The 15,063-nt window shown below is 67.4% G+C and carries 18 protein-coding genes; 11 read left to right on the top strand and 7 right to left on the bottom strand.

Annotated elements, in window-relative coordinates:
- Positions 1–37 precede the first annotated feature (37 nt).
- The 4 genes from FBY20_RS12055 to xerC are packed head-to-tail and all read left to right on the top strand — an operon-like array spanning position 38 to position 3,561.
- Positions 38–928 carry a lysophospholipid acyltransferase family protein gene (locus FBY20_RS12055; RefSeq protein ID WP_056327266.1) on the top strand — a complete coding sequence of 297 codons (891 nt, stop codon included), beginning with the start codon at positions 38–40 and terminating at the stop codon, positions 926–928.
- A 26-nt stretch (positions 929–954) separates the two neighbouring features.
- A complete protein-coding gene (dapF, locus tag FBY20_RS12050; protein ID WP_056327263.1) occupies positions 955–1,866 on the top strand; it encodes a diaminopimelate epimerase in 912 nt (303 codons plus the stop codon).
- Between the two features lie 5 nt (positions 1,867–1,871).
- Positions 1,872–2,549, top strand: coding sequence for a DUF484 family protein (locus tag FBY20_RS12045; RefSeq protein WP_056327261.1), 678 nt, complete (start codon positions 1,872–1,874; stop codon positions 2,547–2,549).
- Between the two features lie 28 nt (positions 2,550–2,577).
- Positions 2,578–3,561 carry a tyrosine recombinase XerC gene (gene xerC, locus FBY20_RS12040; protein WP_142052329.1) on the top strand — a complete coding sequence of 328 codons (984 nt, stop codon included), beginning with the start codon at positions 2,578–2,580 and terminating at the stop codon, positions 3,559–3,561.
- A gap of 39 nt (positions 3,562–3,600) precedes the next feature.
- Here xerC and FBY20_RS12035 read toward each other — a convergent pair whose 3' ends face one another.
- Genes FBY20_RS12035 through FBY20_RS12010 form a run of 6 tightly spaced genes read right to left on the bottom strand, consistent with a single transcriptional unit; the run spans position 3,601 to position 8,120 of the window.
- Positions 3,601–4,692 (bottom strand): nickel/cobalt transporter, encoded by a 1,092-nt coding sequence (locus FBY20_RS12035; RefSeq protein WP_142052326.1) that lies wholly within the window; start codon positions 4,690–4,692, stop codon positions 3,601–3,603.
- Positions 4,683–5,366 carry a DUF1007 family protein gene (locus tag FBY20_RS12030; RefSeq protein WP_128829606.1) on the bottom strand — a complete coding sequence of 228 codons (684 nt, stop codon included), beginning with the start codon at positions 5,364–5,366 and terminating at the stop codon, positions 4,683–4,685. The genes FBY20_RS12035 and FBY20_RS12030 overlap by 10 nt, the downstream gene beginning before the upstream one ends.
- Positions 5,327–6,331 (bottom strand): metal ABC transporter solute-binding protein, Zn/Mn family, encoded by a 1,005-nt coding sequence (locus FBY20_RS12025; RefSeq protein ID WP_142052323.1) that lies wholly within the window; start codon positions 6,329–6,331, stop codon positions 5,327–5,329. Before FBY20_RS12025 ends, FBY20_RS12030 begins: the two co-directional genes overlap by 40 nt.
- Positions 6,332–6,352: 21 nt before the next feature.
- Entirely contained in the window at positions 6,353–7,219 is an 867-nt protein-coding gene (locus FBY20_RS12020) for a metal ABC transporter permease (RefSeq protein ID WP_142052320.1), read from the bottom strand.
- A complete protein-coding gene (locus tag FBY20_RS12015; RefSeq protein ID WP_142052317.1) occupies positions 7,216–7,938 on the bottom strand; it encodes a metal ABC transporter ATP-binding protein in 723 nt (240 codons plus the stop codon). The genes FBY20_RS12020 and FBY20_RS12015 overlap by 4 nt, the downstream gene beginning before the upstream one ends.
- On the bottom strand, positions 7,935–8,120 hold the full coding sequence (locus FBY20_RS12010) for a hypothetical protein (RefSeq protein ID WP_142052313.1): 186 nt from the start codon (positions 8,118–8,120) through the stop codon (positions 7,935–7,937). The genes FBY20_RS12015 and FBY20_RS12010 overlap by 4 nt, the downstream gene beginning before the upstream one ends.
- A gap of 176 nt (positions 8,121–8,296) precedes the next feature.
- On the opposite strand from FBY20_RS12010, the gene FBY20_RS12005 reads away from it, so the two are divergent.
- From FBY20_RS12005 to hslU, 5 genes are all read left to right on the top strand, one after another.
- Positions 8,297–8,800, top strand: a complete 504-nt coding sequence (locus FBY20_RS12005) for a Fur family transcriptional regulator (protein WP_056327248.1) — start codon at positions 8,297–8,299, stop codon at positions 8,798–8,800.
- Between the two features lie 339 nt (positions 8,801–9,139).
- Complete coding sequence (locus FBY20_RS12000; RefSeq protein ID WP_056327246.1) at positions 9,140–10,267, top strand: GTP-binding protein; 1,128 nt, start codon at positions 9,140–9,142, stop codon at positions 10,265–10,267.
- 124 nt (positions 10,268–10,391) lie between these two features.
- On the top strand, positions 10,392–10,856 hold the full coding sequence (dksA, locus tag FBY20_RS11995; RefSeq protein WP_056327244.1) for an RNA polymerase-binding protein DksA: 465 nt from the start codon (positions 10,392–10,394) through the stop codon (positions 10,854–10,856).
- A 144-nt stretch (positions 10,857–11,000) separates the two neighbouring features.
- Positions 11,001–11,540 carry an ATP-dependent protease subunit HslV gene (gene hslV, locus FBY20_RS11990; protein ID WP_056327243.1) on the top strand — a complete coding sequence of 180 codons (540 nt, stop codon included), beginning with the start codon at positions 11,001–11,003 and terminating at the stop codon, positions 11,538–11,540.
- Between the two features lie 70 nt (positions 11,541–11,610).
- On the top strand, positions 11,611–12,945 hold the full coding sequence (gene hslU / locus FBY20_RS11985) for an ATP-dependent protease ATPase subunit HslU (protein WP_056327241.1): 1,335 nt from the start codon (positions 11,611–11,613) through the stop codon (positions 12,943–12,945).
- Between the two features lie 75 nt (positions 12,946–13,020).
- On the opposite strand, the gene FBY20_RS11980 is transcribed toward hslU, so the two are convergent.
- Positions 13,021–13,326 carry a copper-binding protein gene (locus tag FBY20_RS11980; protein WP_056327239.1) on the bottom strand — a complete coding sequence of 102 codons (306 nt, stop codon included), beginning with the start codon at positions 13,324–13,326 and terminating at the stop codon, positions 13,021–13,023.
- A 224-nt stretch (positions 13,327–13,550) separates the two neighbouring features.
- On the opposite strand from FBY20_RS11980, the gene FBY20_RS11975 reads away from it, so the two are divergent.
- Positions 13,551–14,105 carry a cob(I)yrinic acid a,c-diamide adenosyltransferase gene (locus FBY20_RS11975; protein ID WP_056327237.1) on the top strand — a complete coding sequence of 185 codons (555 nt, stop codon included), beginning with the start codon at positions 13,551–13,553 and terminating at the stop codon, positions 14,103–14,105.
- Between the two features lie 31 nt (positions 14,106–14,136).
- Positions 14,137–15,051: a dTDP-4-dehydrorhamnose reductase gene (rfbD, locus tag FBY20_RS11970; protein WP_056327235.1), complete on the top strand. Its 915-nt coding sequence runs from the start codon at positions 14,137–14,139 to the stop codon at positions 15,049–15,051.
- Positions 15,052–15,063: the final 12 nt, after the last annotated feature.

Here is a 15,063-nt window from a genome sequence, read left to right as displayed (position 1 = left end):
TTCCGCCGATCCCGCCGCCCGGTCTCATTCCGCATCCATGAACGATAAAAAAACGCGCACGCTGGTCTCCCTGCTGAAATGGTTCGGCCGTATCAAGCCGTCGACGCGCCTGCGCATCGGCGCCGTGCTGGGCTGGCTAGCGCCCCGGCTGGCCAAGTCGCGCGCGCGCATCGTGCGCCGCAACCTGGAACTGTGCTTTCCCGACCAGCCCGAGGCCGTGCGCGAACAATGGGTGGCCGACCACTTCCGGGCGCTGGCGCAGTCCATCGTCGACCGCGGCGTGCTCTGGTATGGCACGCCCGACGCCATCAAGGACATGGTCACGCAGACGGGCGCCGACCGCATCAATGCGCTGACCGCCGAAGGCCGCGCCGTCATCCTGCTTGCGCCGCACTTCATTGCGCTGGACGCGGCCGCCACCCGCCTCACCATGGAAGTGCCCAGCGCGGCCACCATGTACACGCCCCAAAGCGATCCGCACATCGACGCCGTCGTGGCCGCCGGGCGGGCGCGCTTCAATGAAGTGTTCCTCGTCAGCCGCAAGGACGGCGTGCGCGACCTGATCCGGCATCTGCGCGCGCCCCGCCCCGTCTACTACCTGCCCGACATGGACTTCGGCCGGCAGGGTTCGGTCTTCGTGCCGTTCTTCGGCGTGCCCGCCGCCACGCTGCTCGCCACGGCCCAGCTTGCCCAGAAATGGAACGCCGCGGTCCTGCCGATCGTGGGATTCTGGAATCCGGACACCGGCAAGTACCACGTCGACGTGCTGCCGCCGCTTGAAGACTTCCCCGGCAGCGACAGCCTGGAAGCGGCCACCGCGCGCCTGAACCGCGACCTCGAAAGCTGGGTGCGCCGCTGCCCCAGCCAGTATTACTGGGTCCACCGCCGCTTCAAGACCCGCCCCGAAGGCGAGCCCAAGCTGTACTGACCGCCGTCGCTCGCCGCGCCGCGAGAATGGGCGATAATCCGGTGATGAACTGGAACTTCACCAAAATGCACGGCGCGGGCAACGATTTCGTTGTGCTCGATGGCGTTCGCCAAACCATCGAGATGACGCCCGAGCGCGCGCGCGCGCTCGGCGACCGCCACTTCGGCATCGGCGCCGACCAGATCCTGCTGGTCGAACGCGCCACGCGGCCGGACGCCGACTTCCGCTATCGCATTTTCAATTCCGACGGCAGCGAGGTCGAACACTGCGGCAACGGCGCCCGCTGCTTCGTGCGCTTCGTGCACGAGCAAGGCCTGTCCGACCGCAACCCGCTGCGCGCGGAAATCGCCACGGGCATCCTGGTCCTGGACGAAGGCGACGACGAGCAGGTCACCGTCGAAATGGGCAGCACCCGTTTCGACCCGGCCGCGCTGCCCTTTGACACCGCCGGCCTGCCTTCGGCCACGCAGGGCCAGGACACCGTCTGGGAACTGGACCTGGACGCGCCCGCCGGCCTGCCGCGCGTGGTCGCCGTGTCGGCGGTTGCCATCTCCAATCCGCACGCCGTTCAGGTCGTCGAGAACGTCGACACCGCACCCGTCGCCGTGCTGGGCCCGCTGATCGAAACCCATCCGCGCTTTGCCCGCCGCGTCAACGCCGGCTTCATGCAGGTTGTTGACCGCCACAACATCCGCCTGCGCGTCTTCGAACGCGGCGCCGGCGAAACGCTGGCCTGCGGCACGGGCGCCTGCGCGGCAGTCGCGGCCGGCATCCGCCGCGGCCTGCTCGATTCGCCCGTGCGCGTGCAAACGCGCGGCGGTGTGCTGACCGTCGCCTGGAACGGCGAACAACTGCGCATGACCGGCCCGGCCGAATCCGTCTTCACGGGCCAGGTCGACATCGACAAGCTCGTCTTCTCCATGGCGCTGAACCGATAACCCCTATGACCGATACCGCTTTCACCGCCCAGGACATCGCAGCCTTTCTGCAAGAAAACCCCGGTTTCTTCGACGAACACGCCGACGTCTTCGCCACCCTGCAGGTGCCGCACCCTCACGGCTCGCGCGCCATCTCGCTGGGCGAACGCCAGATCCTCACGCTGCGCGAGCGCACCCGTGAACTGGAATGGCGCCTGAATGAACTGGTGCGCAACGCCTCCGCCAACGAGACCATCGGTTCGCACGTGGCCAAGTGGTGCTGCCGCCTGTTGTCCGAATGCGATCCGCAGCTGGTGCCGGGCGAAATTGCGCTGGGCCTGGCCGAGCAATTCGAACTGAACCACGTGGCGCTGCGCCTGTGGAACCTGTCCGAATTGCCCAATCAAGGCTACGGCGAGCCCGTCTCCGAAGACGTGCGCACCTTCACCGACAGCCTGAAGACGCCTTATGTCGGCACGGACACCGCCTTCGAAGCGGTAGCTTGGCTGGACGCCAAGCCCAAGTCGCTGGCACTGGTGCCCCTGCGCCTGGAAGCCGACGGCCCGGCCGTGGGCCTCTTGGTGCTGGGCTCCGACGACCCCGAACGTTTCACGCCCGAAATGGGCACGACGTTCCTGGAGTCGATCGCCCAGCTCGCGTCGGCCGCGCTGCATCGGCTGAATCCGGCCTCGCCCAAGGCGTAAGGCTGCCGGGGCGGACAAGGACAACGCGATGCGCGACACCGAGCCGAACGCCAATCCGCCCGCCCTGCCCGATCCGATGAGCGCCTGGCTGCGCCATCTGGAGACCAACCGCCGGTACTCGCCCCATACCTTGGATGGCTACCGGCGCGAACTGCACTTTTTGCGCGAACTCGCCGACAAGGCCGGCCTGCCGCTGGACAAGCTCGGCAACGGCCACATCCGCCAATTCGTGGCGCGCCTGCATGCGCAGGGCCGCGGCCCGCGCAGTCTGGCGCGCACGCTGGCGGCCTGGCGCGGCTTTTACCAATGGTGGGCGCCGGCCGCCGAGCTGGCTGGCAATCCCGTCGCGGGCGTGCGCGCACCCAAGGCGCCCCGCGGCCTGCCCAAGGCGCTGTCGGTCGAGCAGACCCAGGCCCTGCTGGACAGCGCGCCGGCCCAGGTCGCCACCGAACCGGCCGCCCTGCGCGACCAGGCCATGTTCGAACTCCTATATTCCAGTGGATTGCGCCTGTCGGAGCTGGTGGGATTGGACCTGCGCTACACGCGCACTGCCGACTACGAGTCGCGCGGCTGGCTGAATCCGGACGAGGCCGAGGTCGTGGTGCTGGGCAAGGGCGGCAAGCGCCGCTCGGTGCCGGTAGGCCAGCAGGCCATGGCCGCGCTGCGCAAGTGGATCGAGGTGCGTCCGCAGCTCGCGCCGCCCTCGCCGCTGCCCGAAGACGCTGCCGCGCTGTTTCTGGGCGCACGCGGACGCCGCATTTCGCCGCGCGTGGTGCAGTTGCAGCTCGCACGCATCGCGCAGACGGCCGGGGTGCCCACGCATGTGCATCCTCACGTCTTGCGCCACAGTTTTGCCAGCCACGTGTTGCAGTCCGCGCAGGACCTGCGCGCCGTGCAAGAGATGCTGGGCCACGCCAACATCTCGACCACGCAAATCTACACGCGGCTCGATTTCCAGCATCTGGCCAAGGCCTACGACCAGGCGCATCCACGCGCCGGGCGCAAGTCCTGACACCCGCGGGCCACGCCGCGAGTTGCCCGTCATCGACCGCTAGCCGCCCGCGGCGACCATGCCGCCCAGCAGCATCACCCCAAGCAACAGCACGGCAATCGCCGCCAGCGCCTCGATGCCATAACGCAGCCATGCCGCGCCCGCGCTGGACATGCGGCTGCCCAGGCGCGTGGCGGCGCCCCCGGCGGCGACAGCCAGGCAAGCCAGCGCCGCCACGGTCAGCCCCGTGCCCAATCCCATCGCCAGCGCCGACGCCACGCCCGCCATGAAAAAGCCCTGGGACAGCGCGAACACCAGCACGATCAACGCCCCGCTGCACGGCCGCAGGCCCACCGCCAGGATGGCGGACCACGCGCGCCGCCAGTTCAGCGGACCGGCGACCTGCTCGGGCGCGGGCACATGCGCGTGTCCGCAACCGCAGTCGTGATCGTGGTGATGGTCGTTGTGGTCGTGGCCGTGATGATGGGAGTGGGCCTCCGCGTATGCATGTGCATGTGCATGCGCATGTGCGTGTGCCTGTGCGTGTTCGTGATCATGCGCATGTTCGTGATCATGCGCCCGCCCACGCGCGCCGGCCCGCCGCAGCAGCGGTCTCACCGCCTTGATCCACACCAGCCACACGCCCAACAGCGTCACCAGCGCATACGAAGCCAGCTCCAGCCAGCGCGTGGCTTCGTTCATGGTGGCCGCGGTGGCGTTGAACACGACCGCCAGCACCGCCACCATCACAATCGCCACCAGCGCCTGGATCAGTGACGACGCCAAGGCCAGCAGCGCCCCGTTGCGCGCCGTCTGGCGGTTGGCCAGTACATAGGATGAGATCACCGCCTTGCCGTGGCCAGGCCCCAGCGCATGAAAGACGCCATAGGCAAAGGACAGGCCCATCAAGGCCCACGCCGCGCCGCCGTCCGCCTGCCAGGCGCGCACCGCGCCCGTCAGTTGCCGGTAGAAATGCGACTGCCAGACGGACACGCTGCCAAAGAAGCTGGACAGCCAGCCGGGCCCTGCCAGCCCGCCCCCGCTTTCGGGTACGCCGAACGGATGCGCGCCTTGCGCGGCGGCTGCCGACATGCCGCCCAGCATCAGCAGCAGAACGACCGCCAGCGCGCGTTGCGGCCGGCTTACGGGCATCGCACCTCGATGCGGTGCGTGAGCCCCTTGGTGATGGCAAAAAGTTCGTCCGGCAAGGCGTCCGGGTCGGCCGGGATCGCGGCCAGTTCCTGCATGGTTTTCCAATCCAGTTCCTTGGGCTTGCGATAGTCGGCCGTGCAGGCCGCGCCCTGCGGTCCGCCCAGCGACACCGCGCCCTTCTCGTCAAATGCGTAGGCCACGAAATAGGTGGGGTCGTAGATGTCCACTTGCGCGCCGCCCGCGCCCGGCGCGACGGGCTCGGCCAGCGGCAACGTGAAGGACAGCGTGAGCCGCGTGGTCTTGGGGTTCCAGTCGACGCGGGCGTCGCGCGGCGCGGCGAATGCCGCGCTCTTGCCGTTGACCGTGACCCGCGTGAAGTAGTGGGAGATCGGTTCGCCCAGCGCCTTCATCCAGTCCTGCGCCATGCCTTGCAGCGTCGCGGCGGGCAGGGATCCGTCCTTGCCCTTTTTCAGGCCCTGCGTCGCATAGGCGCCGAACATTTCGTCGAACCGCCACACCTGCCGCACGGCGGTGATGCGCTGCTCGGCATCGACATCGATCTGCGCGCGCGCGTCGATCCACATATGCGGGTGCGCGTTGGCGGCGCCCGCCGTCAGCAGCGCCGCCACGGCGCTCAGGGTTGCAAGGCCGCGGCAAGCTGGCGTGCGTTCCATTCAAACATTTCCAGATAGGTGGCGCCCGGCTGTCCGGGCTTGGACAGGGCATCGGAGTAGAGCGTACCACCCACCTTGGCGCCGGTCTCGCGGGCAATCTGCTGGACCAGTTTGGGACTGCTGATGTTCTCGACGAACACCGCCGGCACCTTGTCGCGCCGCACCTGTTCGATGATCGCGGCCACCTCGCGCGCCGACGGCTCGGCGTCCGTCGACACGCCCATCGCGGGGATGAACGTCACGCCATAGGCGTCGCCGAAATAACCGAACGCGTCGTGCGAGGTCACAACCTTGCGCCGGTCGGCGCCAATGGCATCGAAGCTTTTGCGCACGCTGGCGTCCAGCGCCTGCAGCTTGGCGATATACGTGTCGGCGCGTTGGCGGTAGGCCTGCGCATGCGCGGGGTCCGCGGCCGCCAGGCCGTTGGCCACATTGCGCGCGTAGATCACGCCGTTGGCCAGGCTCTGCCAGGCATGCGGATCGGCGTCGCCGTGGTGATGATGATGGCCCGGCTCGTGGTCGTGGTCGTGATCGTGGTCGTGGTCATGGTCGCCCTTGTGGTCGTCCTTATGCCCATGGTCATGCTCTTCGCCATGCCCGGCGAACTTGCGCGGCGCGACGCCCTGGGACGCCGTCACCGTCTGTCCCGCGAAGCCGGACGCCTTTGTCAGCTTGGGCAGCCAGGTCTCGAAATCCAGGCCATTGACCACCAGCACGCGCGCCTCGGCCAGCTTCCTTGCATCACCCGGCGTGGGCTCGTAGCCGTGCGCGTCGCCGTCGGGGCCGACCAGCGTGGTCAGGCTGATGTCGGCGCCGCCGACTTCCCGCACGATGTCGCCCAGGATGGAAAAGCTGGCCACCACCTTCAACGGCTCAGCCGCCTGTGCAGTGCCCAGGACGGCCGTCAGGCAGGCGCCCGCCAGGGCCAGCAGTGCGCGGCGGCGGGCCGGCAGAATCGAACGCATGGTCAATCTCCTTAGGAAGTCTCAGGCAGGTCGCGCGCGGCGCGTTGCCCGCAGCAGCCCGCCCTGCGGGCCGCCCACGATGGAAAACAGATAGCAGGCGCCGGCCGCCAGGATGATCGCGGGCGAGGCCGGCACGTCGAAGTGATAGGAGACCAGCAGCCCGGCCACGGAAGACGCCACGCCGATCGCCGCCGACAGCGGAATCTGCCGGGCCGCGCTGCGCACCCAGAACCGCGCCGCGGCGGCCGGCAGCATCATGATTCCCACCACCATCAGCGTGCCCAGCACCTGAAAGCCCGCCACCAGGTTCACGACCACCAGCACCAGAAAGCCCATGTGCACAAGGCCGCCCATGCCGCCGCTGGCGCGCAGGAACCCCGGGTCCAGGCATTCGGCGACCAGCAGCCGGTAGATTGCCGCCAGGACGAGCAAGGTCACGCTGGCCGTGGCCGTCACGAGCAGCAGCGCCGCGTCGTCCAGCCCCAGCACCGTGCCGAACAGCACGTGCAGCAGGTCCATGTTGGAGCCGCGCAGCGACACCAGCAGCACGCCCAGCCCGAGCGAGATCAGGTAGAAGGCGGCAAAGCTGGCGTCTTCGCGCAGCGGCGTCAGCCGGGCCACCAGCCCGGCCAGCAATGCCACGGCCAGGCCGGTGGCGATGCCGCCCAGCATCATCGCGCCCAGCGACAGGCCCGCCATCAGAAAGCCCGCGGCCACACCTGGCAGGATGGCGTGCGACATCGCGTCGCCCATCAGGCTCATGCGCCGCAATACGAGAAAAACGCCCAAGGGCGCCGCGCCCAGCGACAGCGCGCAGGCGCCGGCCAGCGCGCGCCGCATGAAGCCGTAGTCCAGGAACGGCGACACCAGCCACTGTGCAAGCGTCATGACCAGGCTCCCGCCTGCCGCTGCCGGGCCGCCTTCAGGTGGGCCTCGCTCAACGTCGCGGCAGTGTCGCCCCACGCCACCACCGAGCCCGACAGCAGCAGGCATTCCGGAAAGTGATCGCGCACCAGGTCCAGATCGTGCAGCACCGCGATCACGGTGCGGCCCTGTCCATGCAGGCCGCACAGCAGGGCCATCAGGTCCTCGGCCGTGTGGCTGTCCACGGCCGCGAAAGGCTCATCCAATAGCAGCACCGGCGCGTCCTGCACCAGCATCCGCGCAAACAGGGCGCGCTGCATCTGCCCGCCCGACAGCGTGTCCACGCCCCGGTCCGCGGCATCGGCCAGGCCGACGGTTTCCAGCGCCTGCATGCAGCAATCCAGCTCCTCGCCGCCGAACCCGCGCCATCCGCCCACGCGTCGCCAGGCGCCCATGGCCACCAGGTCCAGGACCGTGGTGGGAAACGACCGGTCCAGTTCCGCCGCCTGCGGCAGCCACGCCAGCGCCGACCGCCCGGCGCCCTGGATGCGCACGCTGCCCGTCATCGGGCGCAGAACGCCCATGATTCCCTTGATGAGCGTGGACTTGCCCGCGCCGTTCGGGCCGACCACAGCGGTCATGCCGCCCGGCGCGAAACTGCCCGAGACCGAGCGCAGCGCGGGCCGCCCGTACCAGCCGAACGAGGCGTCGGCCAGCTCGACGGTGATGGGCGCCGCCGTCATCGCAGCCACCCCTCAAGCGTCCACCAGTCCAGCGCCCAGCCGGTCAGCGCCCACAGCACGGCGGCGGCCACCGCGGCATACGCCATGCGGCGCCATGCGGAAACAAGAAATGCGGATCGGGCGGGCGCGCGCCGGCCGGGCGCGGCGCCGGACCGCGGGGGCAGGAGCGTGAAATGGGACATGGCAGGCAACAGCGGAAAACGGCAGCGTAAAGGAACAGCGATGGTTTTATTATGTTATATCATAACTAAACTGGACTAGCCCGCCTGCCAGTTCCCGGACCCAGGGGTTTTCTGCTACCTTCCAGGCATCTCGCGCGCGCATCGCGCGCGCGCTTTCCATTCAGATAAAGCCCGCCATGTCCGCACCGTCCCGTCCACCCCGCAACGACAGCGTAGGCGCTCAGCTCAGCGTCGCCGAAACGCTGTGCGCGCAGCGCGGACGCCGCCTGACCCCCATCCGCCGCAAGGTCCTTGAACTCCTGCTGCGCCATGGCCGCAGCCTGAAGGCCTACGAGCTGCTGGACGCGATGCGCGCCGTTCACCCCGGCGCCGCGCCACCCACGGTGTACCGTGCGCTGGACTTCCTGATGGACGAAGGCCTGATACACCGCCTGGACGCCGTCAATGCCTGGAGCGCCTGCCACGACGCCGGCGGCGCGCCGCACGACCTGCTCGTCGTCTGTACCGGTTGCGGCGCCGTCGCCGAAGTCTCCGACCCGGCCATGAGCCGGCAGCTGGCCGAACGCGTCGCCCAGACGGGTTATGCGCTGGCCACGCACGAAACCGAGATCCGCGCCCTGTGCCCGCAGTGCCAAAAGACGCAGCCGGCCGACGCGGGTCACCACCACCATCACCACTGAACGGGGATCTTCCCCCTTTCGTTTCATCCGTTGGATGCGCCCGACTGGGCGGAACGTTTCAGCCCGGTTACTGCTTGCGTATCCATGCGCCCTTGAAACCCCGCAAACCGCCCCAAAATAGGGGTATCGCCCCATACTTGACGGCGTACGGCTGCCATCTGGCGGCCACGGCCCCCCGGGTTGGCCCGGGGTTTGCCCCCTGCCCCCGACTGTGCTGTAATCCTGCGTCCGGCCGCTATCGGCGGCTGTCGCAGCCTGTGGCAGACATCTCCGGCAGGGACTGAAAACCCCGTCAGGCGCCGTGTTTCACGCCCCTGACATCACGCTAGCAGCTTCGCCATGAATACCCCGCGCAGTTTGGACAAAATGGTTCCCGTCACCATCCTCACCGGCTTCCTCGGTGCGGGCAAGACCACCCTGCTCAAACGCATCCTGACCGAATTCCATGGCCGCCGCGTTGCGGTCATCGAAAACGAATTCGGGCCGGAAAGCATCGACAACGACCTGCTCGTGCAGGACAGCGACGAAGAAATCATCGAACTGTCCAACGGGTGCGTCTGCTGCACGGTGCGCGGCGACCTGATGCGCACGCTGTCCGACCTTCGCGCCAAGCGCGAAGCCGGCGACCTGAATTTCGAACGCGTCATCCTCGAAACCACCGGCATGGCCAACCCCGGCCCCGTGTGCCAGACGTTTTTCATGGATGACGACATCGCCGAGTACTACCGCCTGGACGCGGTGGTCACGGTGGTCGATGCCAAGCACGGCATGGCCACGCTCGACGCACAACCCGAAGCCCAGAAGCAGGTCGGTTTCGCCGACCGCATCCTGATCTCGAAGAAAGACCTGGTCAACGAAGTCGACTACGAAGCGCTGCGCCACCGCCTGGTTCACATGAACCCGCGCGCGCCGATCACCGCCGTCAACTTCGGCGACGTCGACCTCAAGTCCATCATCGACATCAGCGGCTTCAACCTGAATTCCATTCTGGACATCGACCCGGAGTTCCTGGCCGATGAGCATCCGGACGCCGCGCACGACCATGCCCACGGGCACGATCACGACCATGATCACGGCCACGGCCATGACCACGGTCACGATCATGACCACGACGGCGAATGCGGCGCGCACTGCAATCATGCCCATCATCACCACCCCAAGCACGACGACGAAATCGGCGCGTTCGTGTTCCGTTCCAACAAGCCGTTCGATCCCGCGCGCCTTGAGGAATTCCTGGGCGGCGTCGTGCAGGTCTATGGCCCCGACCTGATGCGCTACAAGGGCATCCTGTACATGAAGGGCATCAACCGCCGCATGTTGTTCCAGGGTGTGCACATGATGATGGGCGCCGAACCCGGCAAGCCGTGGACCGCGGCCGAAAAACCGTCCACCAAGATGGTGTTCATCGGACGAAAGCTGCCCCAGGAGATTTTTACCCGGGGCTTGGAGCAGTGCCTGGCGGGGTAATCCCCATTCCTGCGTGACGCGATGCGACGAAGGCAGTACTGTGAGGTACGGATAGCGTAGGCAACAAGTAACACGGACCGGGACGGACGCCCGCGCCAGGATCGATTCATAGTGGAGTGTTTACATGGCTACCAAGGCAGCAACCAAAAAATCAAGCAAGTCGACGAGCGATACGGCGATTGATCTGCCCAGCGAGAAGGAATTGCTGGCCATGCCCGAGTCCGACTATATGAACGACCGCCAATTGGCGTTCTTCAAGGAACGGCTCAAACAACTCGAGCAGGACATTCTGGCCAACGCCGGCGAGACCACCGAGCACCTGCGTGAAACGCAATTCGTGCCCGATCCCGCCGACCGCGCCACCATCGAGGAAGAGCACGCCCTGGAACTGCGCACCCGCGACCGCGAGCGCAAGCTGCTCAAGAAGGTGCAGCAATCCATCGCCCGCATCGACAGCGGCGAATACGGCTGGTGCGAAGAAACGGGCGAGCCCATCGGGATCCCTCGCCTGCTCGCCCGACCCACGGCCACCCTGTCGCTCGAAGCGCAGGAACGCCGCGAGATGCGTCAAAAGCTGTACGGCGACTGACCCGTCCCGCATTCGCTCCGTCCCCTGAAAGGCCGTGCCGGTTTCCGCGCATGGCCTTTTTTATCGTCCCCGGGGCGCATGAAGTCCCCAGACCTTGATATCCCCGCGACCGCCCCCAGCTAACTTTTTCATAGGAAGGAACGCATGGAACAATTTCACGCCACCACCATCGTGTGTGTGCGCCGCGGCAACCGCGTCGCGCTGGGCGGCGATGGCCAGGTCACCCTGGGCAACATCGTCATCAAGGGCACTGCCCGCAAGATCCGCCGCCTCTACCACGACAAGATCCTCGCTGGCTTTGCCGGCGCCACCGCCGATGCGTTCACGCTGCAGGAACGCTTCGAGGCCAAGCTTGAAAAGCACCAGGGCAACCTGATGCGCGCCGCGGTCGAACTGACCCGCGACTGGCGCACCGACCGCGTCCTGCGCCGTCTGGAAGCCATGCTGATCGTGGCTGACGCCGAGCACACGCTGGTGCTCACCGGCAATGGCGACGTCCTGGAACCCGAGCACGGCCTGGCCGCCATCGGCTCCGGCGGCGCGTACGCCCAGTCGGCCGCCCTCGCGCTGCTGCGCAACACCGACCTGCCGCCCGAGACGATCATCAAGCAATCGCTCGAGATCGCCGGCGACCTGTGCATCTACACCAACCAGAACCACGTCATCGAAACGCTGGGCGACTGACGCCCGCCACGCGGCGCAGCCTGCGCCGCGGCGCCCTCCCAGCCCGCCCTAGCTTCAAGGACCCGCCCTCATGTCCGCATCCAACATGACGCCCGGAGAGATCGTCTCCGAACTCGACAAGTACATCGTCGGCCAGAACCGCGCCAAGCGCGCGGTCGCCGTGGCGCTGCGCAACCGCTGGCGCCGCCAGCAGGTCGCCGAGCCCCTGCGCCACGAAATCCATCCCAAGAACATCCTGATGATCGGCCCGACCGGCGTCGGCAAGACCGAGATCGCGCGCCGCCTGGCCAAGCTGGCCAACGCGCCGTTCATCAAGATCGAAGCCACCAAGTTCACCGAGGTCGGCTACGTGGGCCGCGACGTGGACACCATCATCCGCGACCTGACCGAATACTCCATCAAGCAGACCCGCGAGCTGGAAATGCGCCGCGTGCGCACCCAGGCCGAGGACGCCGCCGAAGACCGCATCCTGGACGCGCTGGTGCCTCCGCCCCGCGGCGCCTCGGGCGAACCGCAGCGCGGCGAAGACAACAGCGCCCGCCAGACCTTCAGGAAGCGTCTGCGCGAAGGGCTGATCGACGATCTTGAGATCGAAATCGAAGTCGCCCAGACCGTGCCGCAAATGGACGTCATGACGCCCCCGGGCATGGAAGAAATGGCCGAGCAGCTGCGCGGCATGTTCGCGGGCATGGCGCGCGACAAGAAAAAGCCCAAGAAGATGAAGGTTCGCGAAGCCTTCAAGCTCATCGTCGACGAAGAAGCCGCCAAGCGCGTCAACGAAGAAGACCTGCGCAGCGTGGCGATCACCAACGTCGAGCAGAACGGCATCGTCTTCCTGGACGAGATCGACAAGATCGCCGCCCGCCAGGAATCCGGCGGCGCCGATGTCTCGCGCCAGGGCGTGCAGCGCGACCTGCTGCCGCTGGTTGAAGGCACCACCGTCAACACGCGCTACGGCATGGTCCGCACCGATCACATCCTGTTCATCGCGTCGGGCGCCTTTCACCTGTCGCGCCCCTCGGACCTGATCCCCGAGCTGCAAGGCCGTTTCCCGATCCGCGTCGAACTCGAATCGCTCACGGCCGAAGACTTCGTGCGCATCCTGTCCGACACGGATGCGTCGCTGACCAAGCAGTACACGGCGCTGATGGCCACCGAGGACGTCGAGCTCGAATTCACCGACGAAGGCGTGCGCCGCCTGGCGGAGCTGGCCTTCGAGGTCAACGAAACCACCGAGAACATCGGCGCCCGCCGTCTGTACACGGTGATGGAAAAGCTGCTCGACGAACTGTCCTTCGATGCGACCTCCAGCCAGGACAGGCACGTCAGGATCGACGCCGCCTACGTCAACGCGCAGTTGGCCGAAGCCGCCAGCAGCCAGGATCTGGCGCGCTACGTGCTCTGATCCCGCCCCCGGCGCAACCGGGCGCAAAAAACCCCGCCGCAAGCGATTGCGGCGGGGTTTTTCATTAGGCCGGCGTCAGTTCGAGATCGCCGTCACCACGTACTTGCCGTCCTTGCGCGTGGCGGTGAAGCGCACCTTGTCGCCCGCCTTGATATTGGCCAGCAACGCCGGATCGGCCTGATAGACCAGCGACATCGCCGGCAGGTCCAGCGCCTTGATGGCATCGTGCTTGATCGTGACCTTGCCCGCAGCGGCGTCCACGCGCCGCACCTCGCCCGTGGCGTCGGCCTGCTGCGCGAACGCCAGGGGCGTGGCCAGCGAGACGACGGCCATTGCGGTGGCAACGGCCATGGGCGTTGTGTATTTGCGGTTAAAACCCATATGAAACCTCCCTATGCGGTCCGAGCGGGCAAGACGCCGAGGCGGCCTTGCCGCTTTTTACAGTGCTAGGATACTGCGCGAATGCAACAGTTCCGCTGCCAGTGCGCAACAATCCTGACGGTTGTTTGCTGACAGCCCCTGTTCACGGTGCGCGCGCTTACCGTCGGACGCAAGCCGCTTACCTCTTTCACTACACGCTTCTCACCACACCGAATCACATCACCATGGCCAACCGCTTATCCGTCATTGCCACCCGCACCGGTGACGATGGCACCACTGGACTGGGGGACGGATCCCGGATCCCCAAGGACGCCCCCCGCATCGCCGCCCTGGGCGACGTGGACGAGCTGAACAGCGTCATCGGCCTGCTGCTGACCGAAACCCTGCCCGAGGACGTGGCCGCCGACCTGCTCACCATCCAGCACGACCTCTTCGACATGGGCGCGGAGCTGTGCATCCCCGGCCACGTGGCGGTCAAGGACGAACAGGTGGCCCACCTGGATGCGCGCCTGGCGCATTACAACGCGGCGCTGCCGCCGCTGCGTGAATTCATCCTGCCTGGCGGTTCCCGGCCCGCGGCGCTGGCTCACATGGCCCGCACGGTGGCCCGGCGCGCCGAACGCGCCGTGGTGGCGCTGGCGGGCGTCGAAGCCGTCAACGCGCCGGTCAGGCAATACCTGAACCGGCTCTCGGACCTGATGTTCGTGCTGGCTCGCTACGTCAACCGGCATCTTGGTCAGCAGGACACCTTCTGGGCCGGCGCGCAGGCGCGCCGCTGACCTGTCCTCGCGCCTTCCGGAGCCCGCCCTCATGCCAAGCATCCTGTTATTGGGCAAGGACGGCCAGCTGGGCCGTGCGCTGCAGGCCGTATTGCCGGCGGCGGGCGATCTGACGGCGCTGGGCCGGGATGCCCTGGACATGCGCGACCAGGGGGCGATTACCGCGGTGCTGCACGCGCATCGCCCGGACATCATCGTCAACGCGGCCGCATGGACCGCGGTCGACCAGGCCGAGCGCGAACCCGAAGCGGCAGCCCAGGTGAACGCGGTGGCCGTGTCCACGCTGGCAAGGCACGCGGCGGCCAGCGGCGCGCTGCTGGTTCACTACTCCACGGATTACGTCTTTGACGGCGCGCTTGCGCGGCCCTACACCGAAGCCGACGCGCCCAATCCCATCAATGTGTATGGCGCCACCAAACTGGCCGGAGAACGCGCCATTGCGGCAAGCGGTTGCCAGGCGCTGGTGCTGCGCTGCAGCTGGATCCATTCGCTGCACGGGCACAATTTCTTTCGCACGATCCTGAACCTGGCCCGCACGCGTGCATCGCTACATGTCGTGGCGGACCAGCACGGCACGCCGACGCCCGCTTCGCTGATCGCGCAAACCACGGTGCGCTGCATCGCCCTGCATCAGGCGCGGGCGCTGCCGTCGGGGCTTTATCACGTCGCGGCCGCCGGCTCCACAAGCTGGCATGCGTACGCGCAGTACCTTGTCGCGGGCGCCCGCAAGCGGGGCATCAATCTAACGCTGAAACCTGAGCAGATTGCCGCCGTGGCGTCGGCGGACTATGCGGCAGACGCCGCGCGGCCGCGCAACTCACGGCTGGACACGACGGCCTTGGCGTTGGCAACCGGCTTTGCGCCGGCCGACTGGACCACGTATGTGGACGAGAGCCTGGATGCGCTCGTGGCCTGCGGCGTGGAGAAGTTTTTTTCGCAGGCGTAGCGGGCGCGGCCA

Origin of the sequence: Achromobacter sp. SLBN-14, from assembly GCF_006715415.1 — a bacterium.
Classification (GTDB): Bacteria; Pseudomonadota; Gammaproteobacteria; order Burkholderiales; family Burkholderiaceae_B; genus Achromobacter; species Achromobacter mucicolens.
This window is presented reverse-complemented; position numbering and strand designations above follow the sequence as displayed.

Bases quoted from the DNA above. Each gene is read 5' to 3' on its own strand.
- FBY20_RS12055 (WP_056327266.1), top strand. From the start codon at position 38: ATGAACGATAAAAAAACGCGCACGCTGGTCTCCCTGCTGAAATGGTTC.
- FBY20_RS12035 (WP_142052326.1), bottom strand. From the start codon at position 4,692: ATGCCCGTAAGCCGGCCGCAACGCGCGCTGGCGGTCGTTCTGCTGCTG.
- FBY20_RS12030 (WP_128829606.1), bottom strand. From the start codon at position 5,366: ATGGAACGCACGCCAGCTTGCCGCGGCCTTGCAACCCTGAGCGCCGTG.
- FBY20_RS12000 (WP_056327246.1), top strand. From the start codon at position 9,140: ATGAATACCCCGCGCAGTTTGGACAAAATGGTTCCCGTCACCATCCTC.
- FBY20_RS12020 (WP_142052320.1), bottom strand. From the start codon at position 7,219: ATGACGCTTGCACAGTGGCTGGTGTCGCCGTTCCTGGACTACGGCTTC.
- rfbD (WP_056327235.1), top strand. From the start codon at position 14,137: ATGCCAAGCATCCTGTTATTGGGCAAGGACGGCCAGCTGGGCCGTGCG.
- FBY20_RS11975 (WP_056327237.1), top strand. From the start codon at position 13,551: ATGGCCAACCGCTTATCCGTCATTGCCACCCGCACCGGTGACGATGGC.
- FBY20_RS12045 (WP_056327261.1), top strand. From the start codon at position 1,872: ATGACCGATACCGCTTTCACCGCCCAGGACATCGCAGCCTTTCTGCAA.
- hslU (WP_056327241.1), top strand. From the start codon at position 11,611: ATGTCCGCATCCAACATGACGCCCGGAGAGATCGTCTCCGAACTCGAC.
- FBY20_RS12025 (WP_142052323.1), bottom strand. From the start codon at position 6,331: ATGCGTTCGATTCTGCCGGCCCGCCGCCGCGCACTGCTGGCCCTGGCG.
- FBY20_RS12005 (WP_056327248.1), top strand. From the start codon at position 8,297: ATGTCCGCACCGTCCCGTCCACCCCGCAACGACAGCGTAGGCGCTCAG.
- dapF (WP_056327263.1), top strand. From the start codon at position 955: ATGGGCGATAATCCGGTGATGAACTGGAACTTCACCAAAATGCACGGC.
- xerC (WP_142052329.1), top strand. From the start codon at position 2,578: ATGCGCGACACCGAGCCGAACGCCAATCCGCCCGCCCTGCCCGATCCG.
- FBY20_RS12015 (WP_142052317.1), bottom strand. From the start codon at position 7,938: ATGACGGCGGCGCCCATCACCGTCGAGCTGGCCGACGCCTCGTTCGGC.
- FBY20_RS11980 (WP_056327239.1), bottom strand. From the start codon at position 13,326: ATGGGTTTTAACCGCAAATACACAACGCCCATGGCCGTTGCCACCGCA.
- dksA (WP_056327244.1), top strand. From the start codon at position 10,392: ATGGCTACCAAGGCAGCAACCAAAAAATCAAGCAAGTCGACGAGCGAT.
- hslV (WP_056327243.1), top strand. From the start codon at position 11,001: ATGGAACAATTTCACGCCACCACCATCGTGTGTGTGCGCCGCGGCAAC.
- FBY20_RS12010 (WP_142052313.1), bottom strand. From the start codon at position 8,120: ATGTCCCATTTCACGCTCCTGCCCCCGCGGTCCGGCGCCGCGCCCGGC.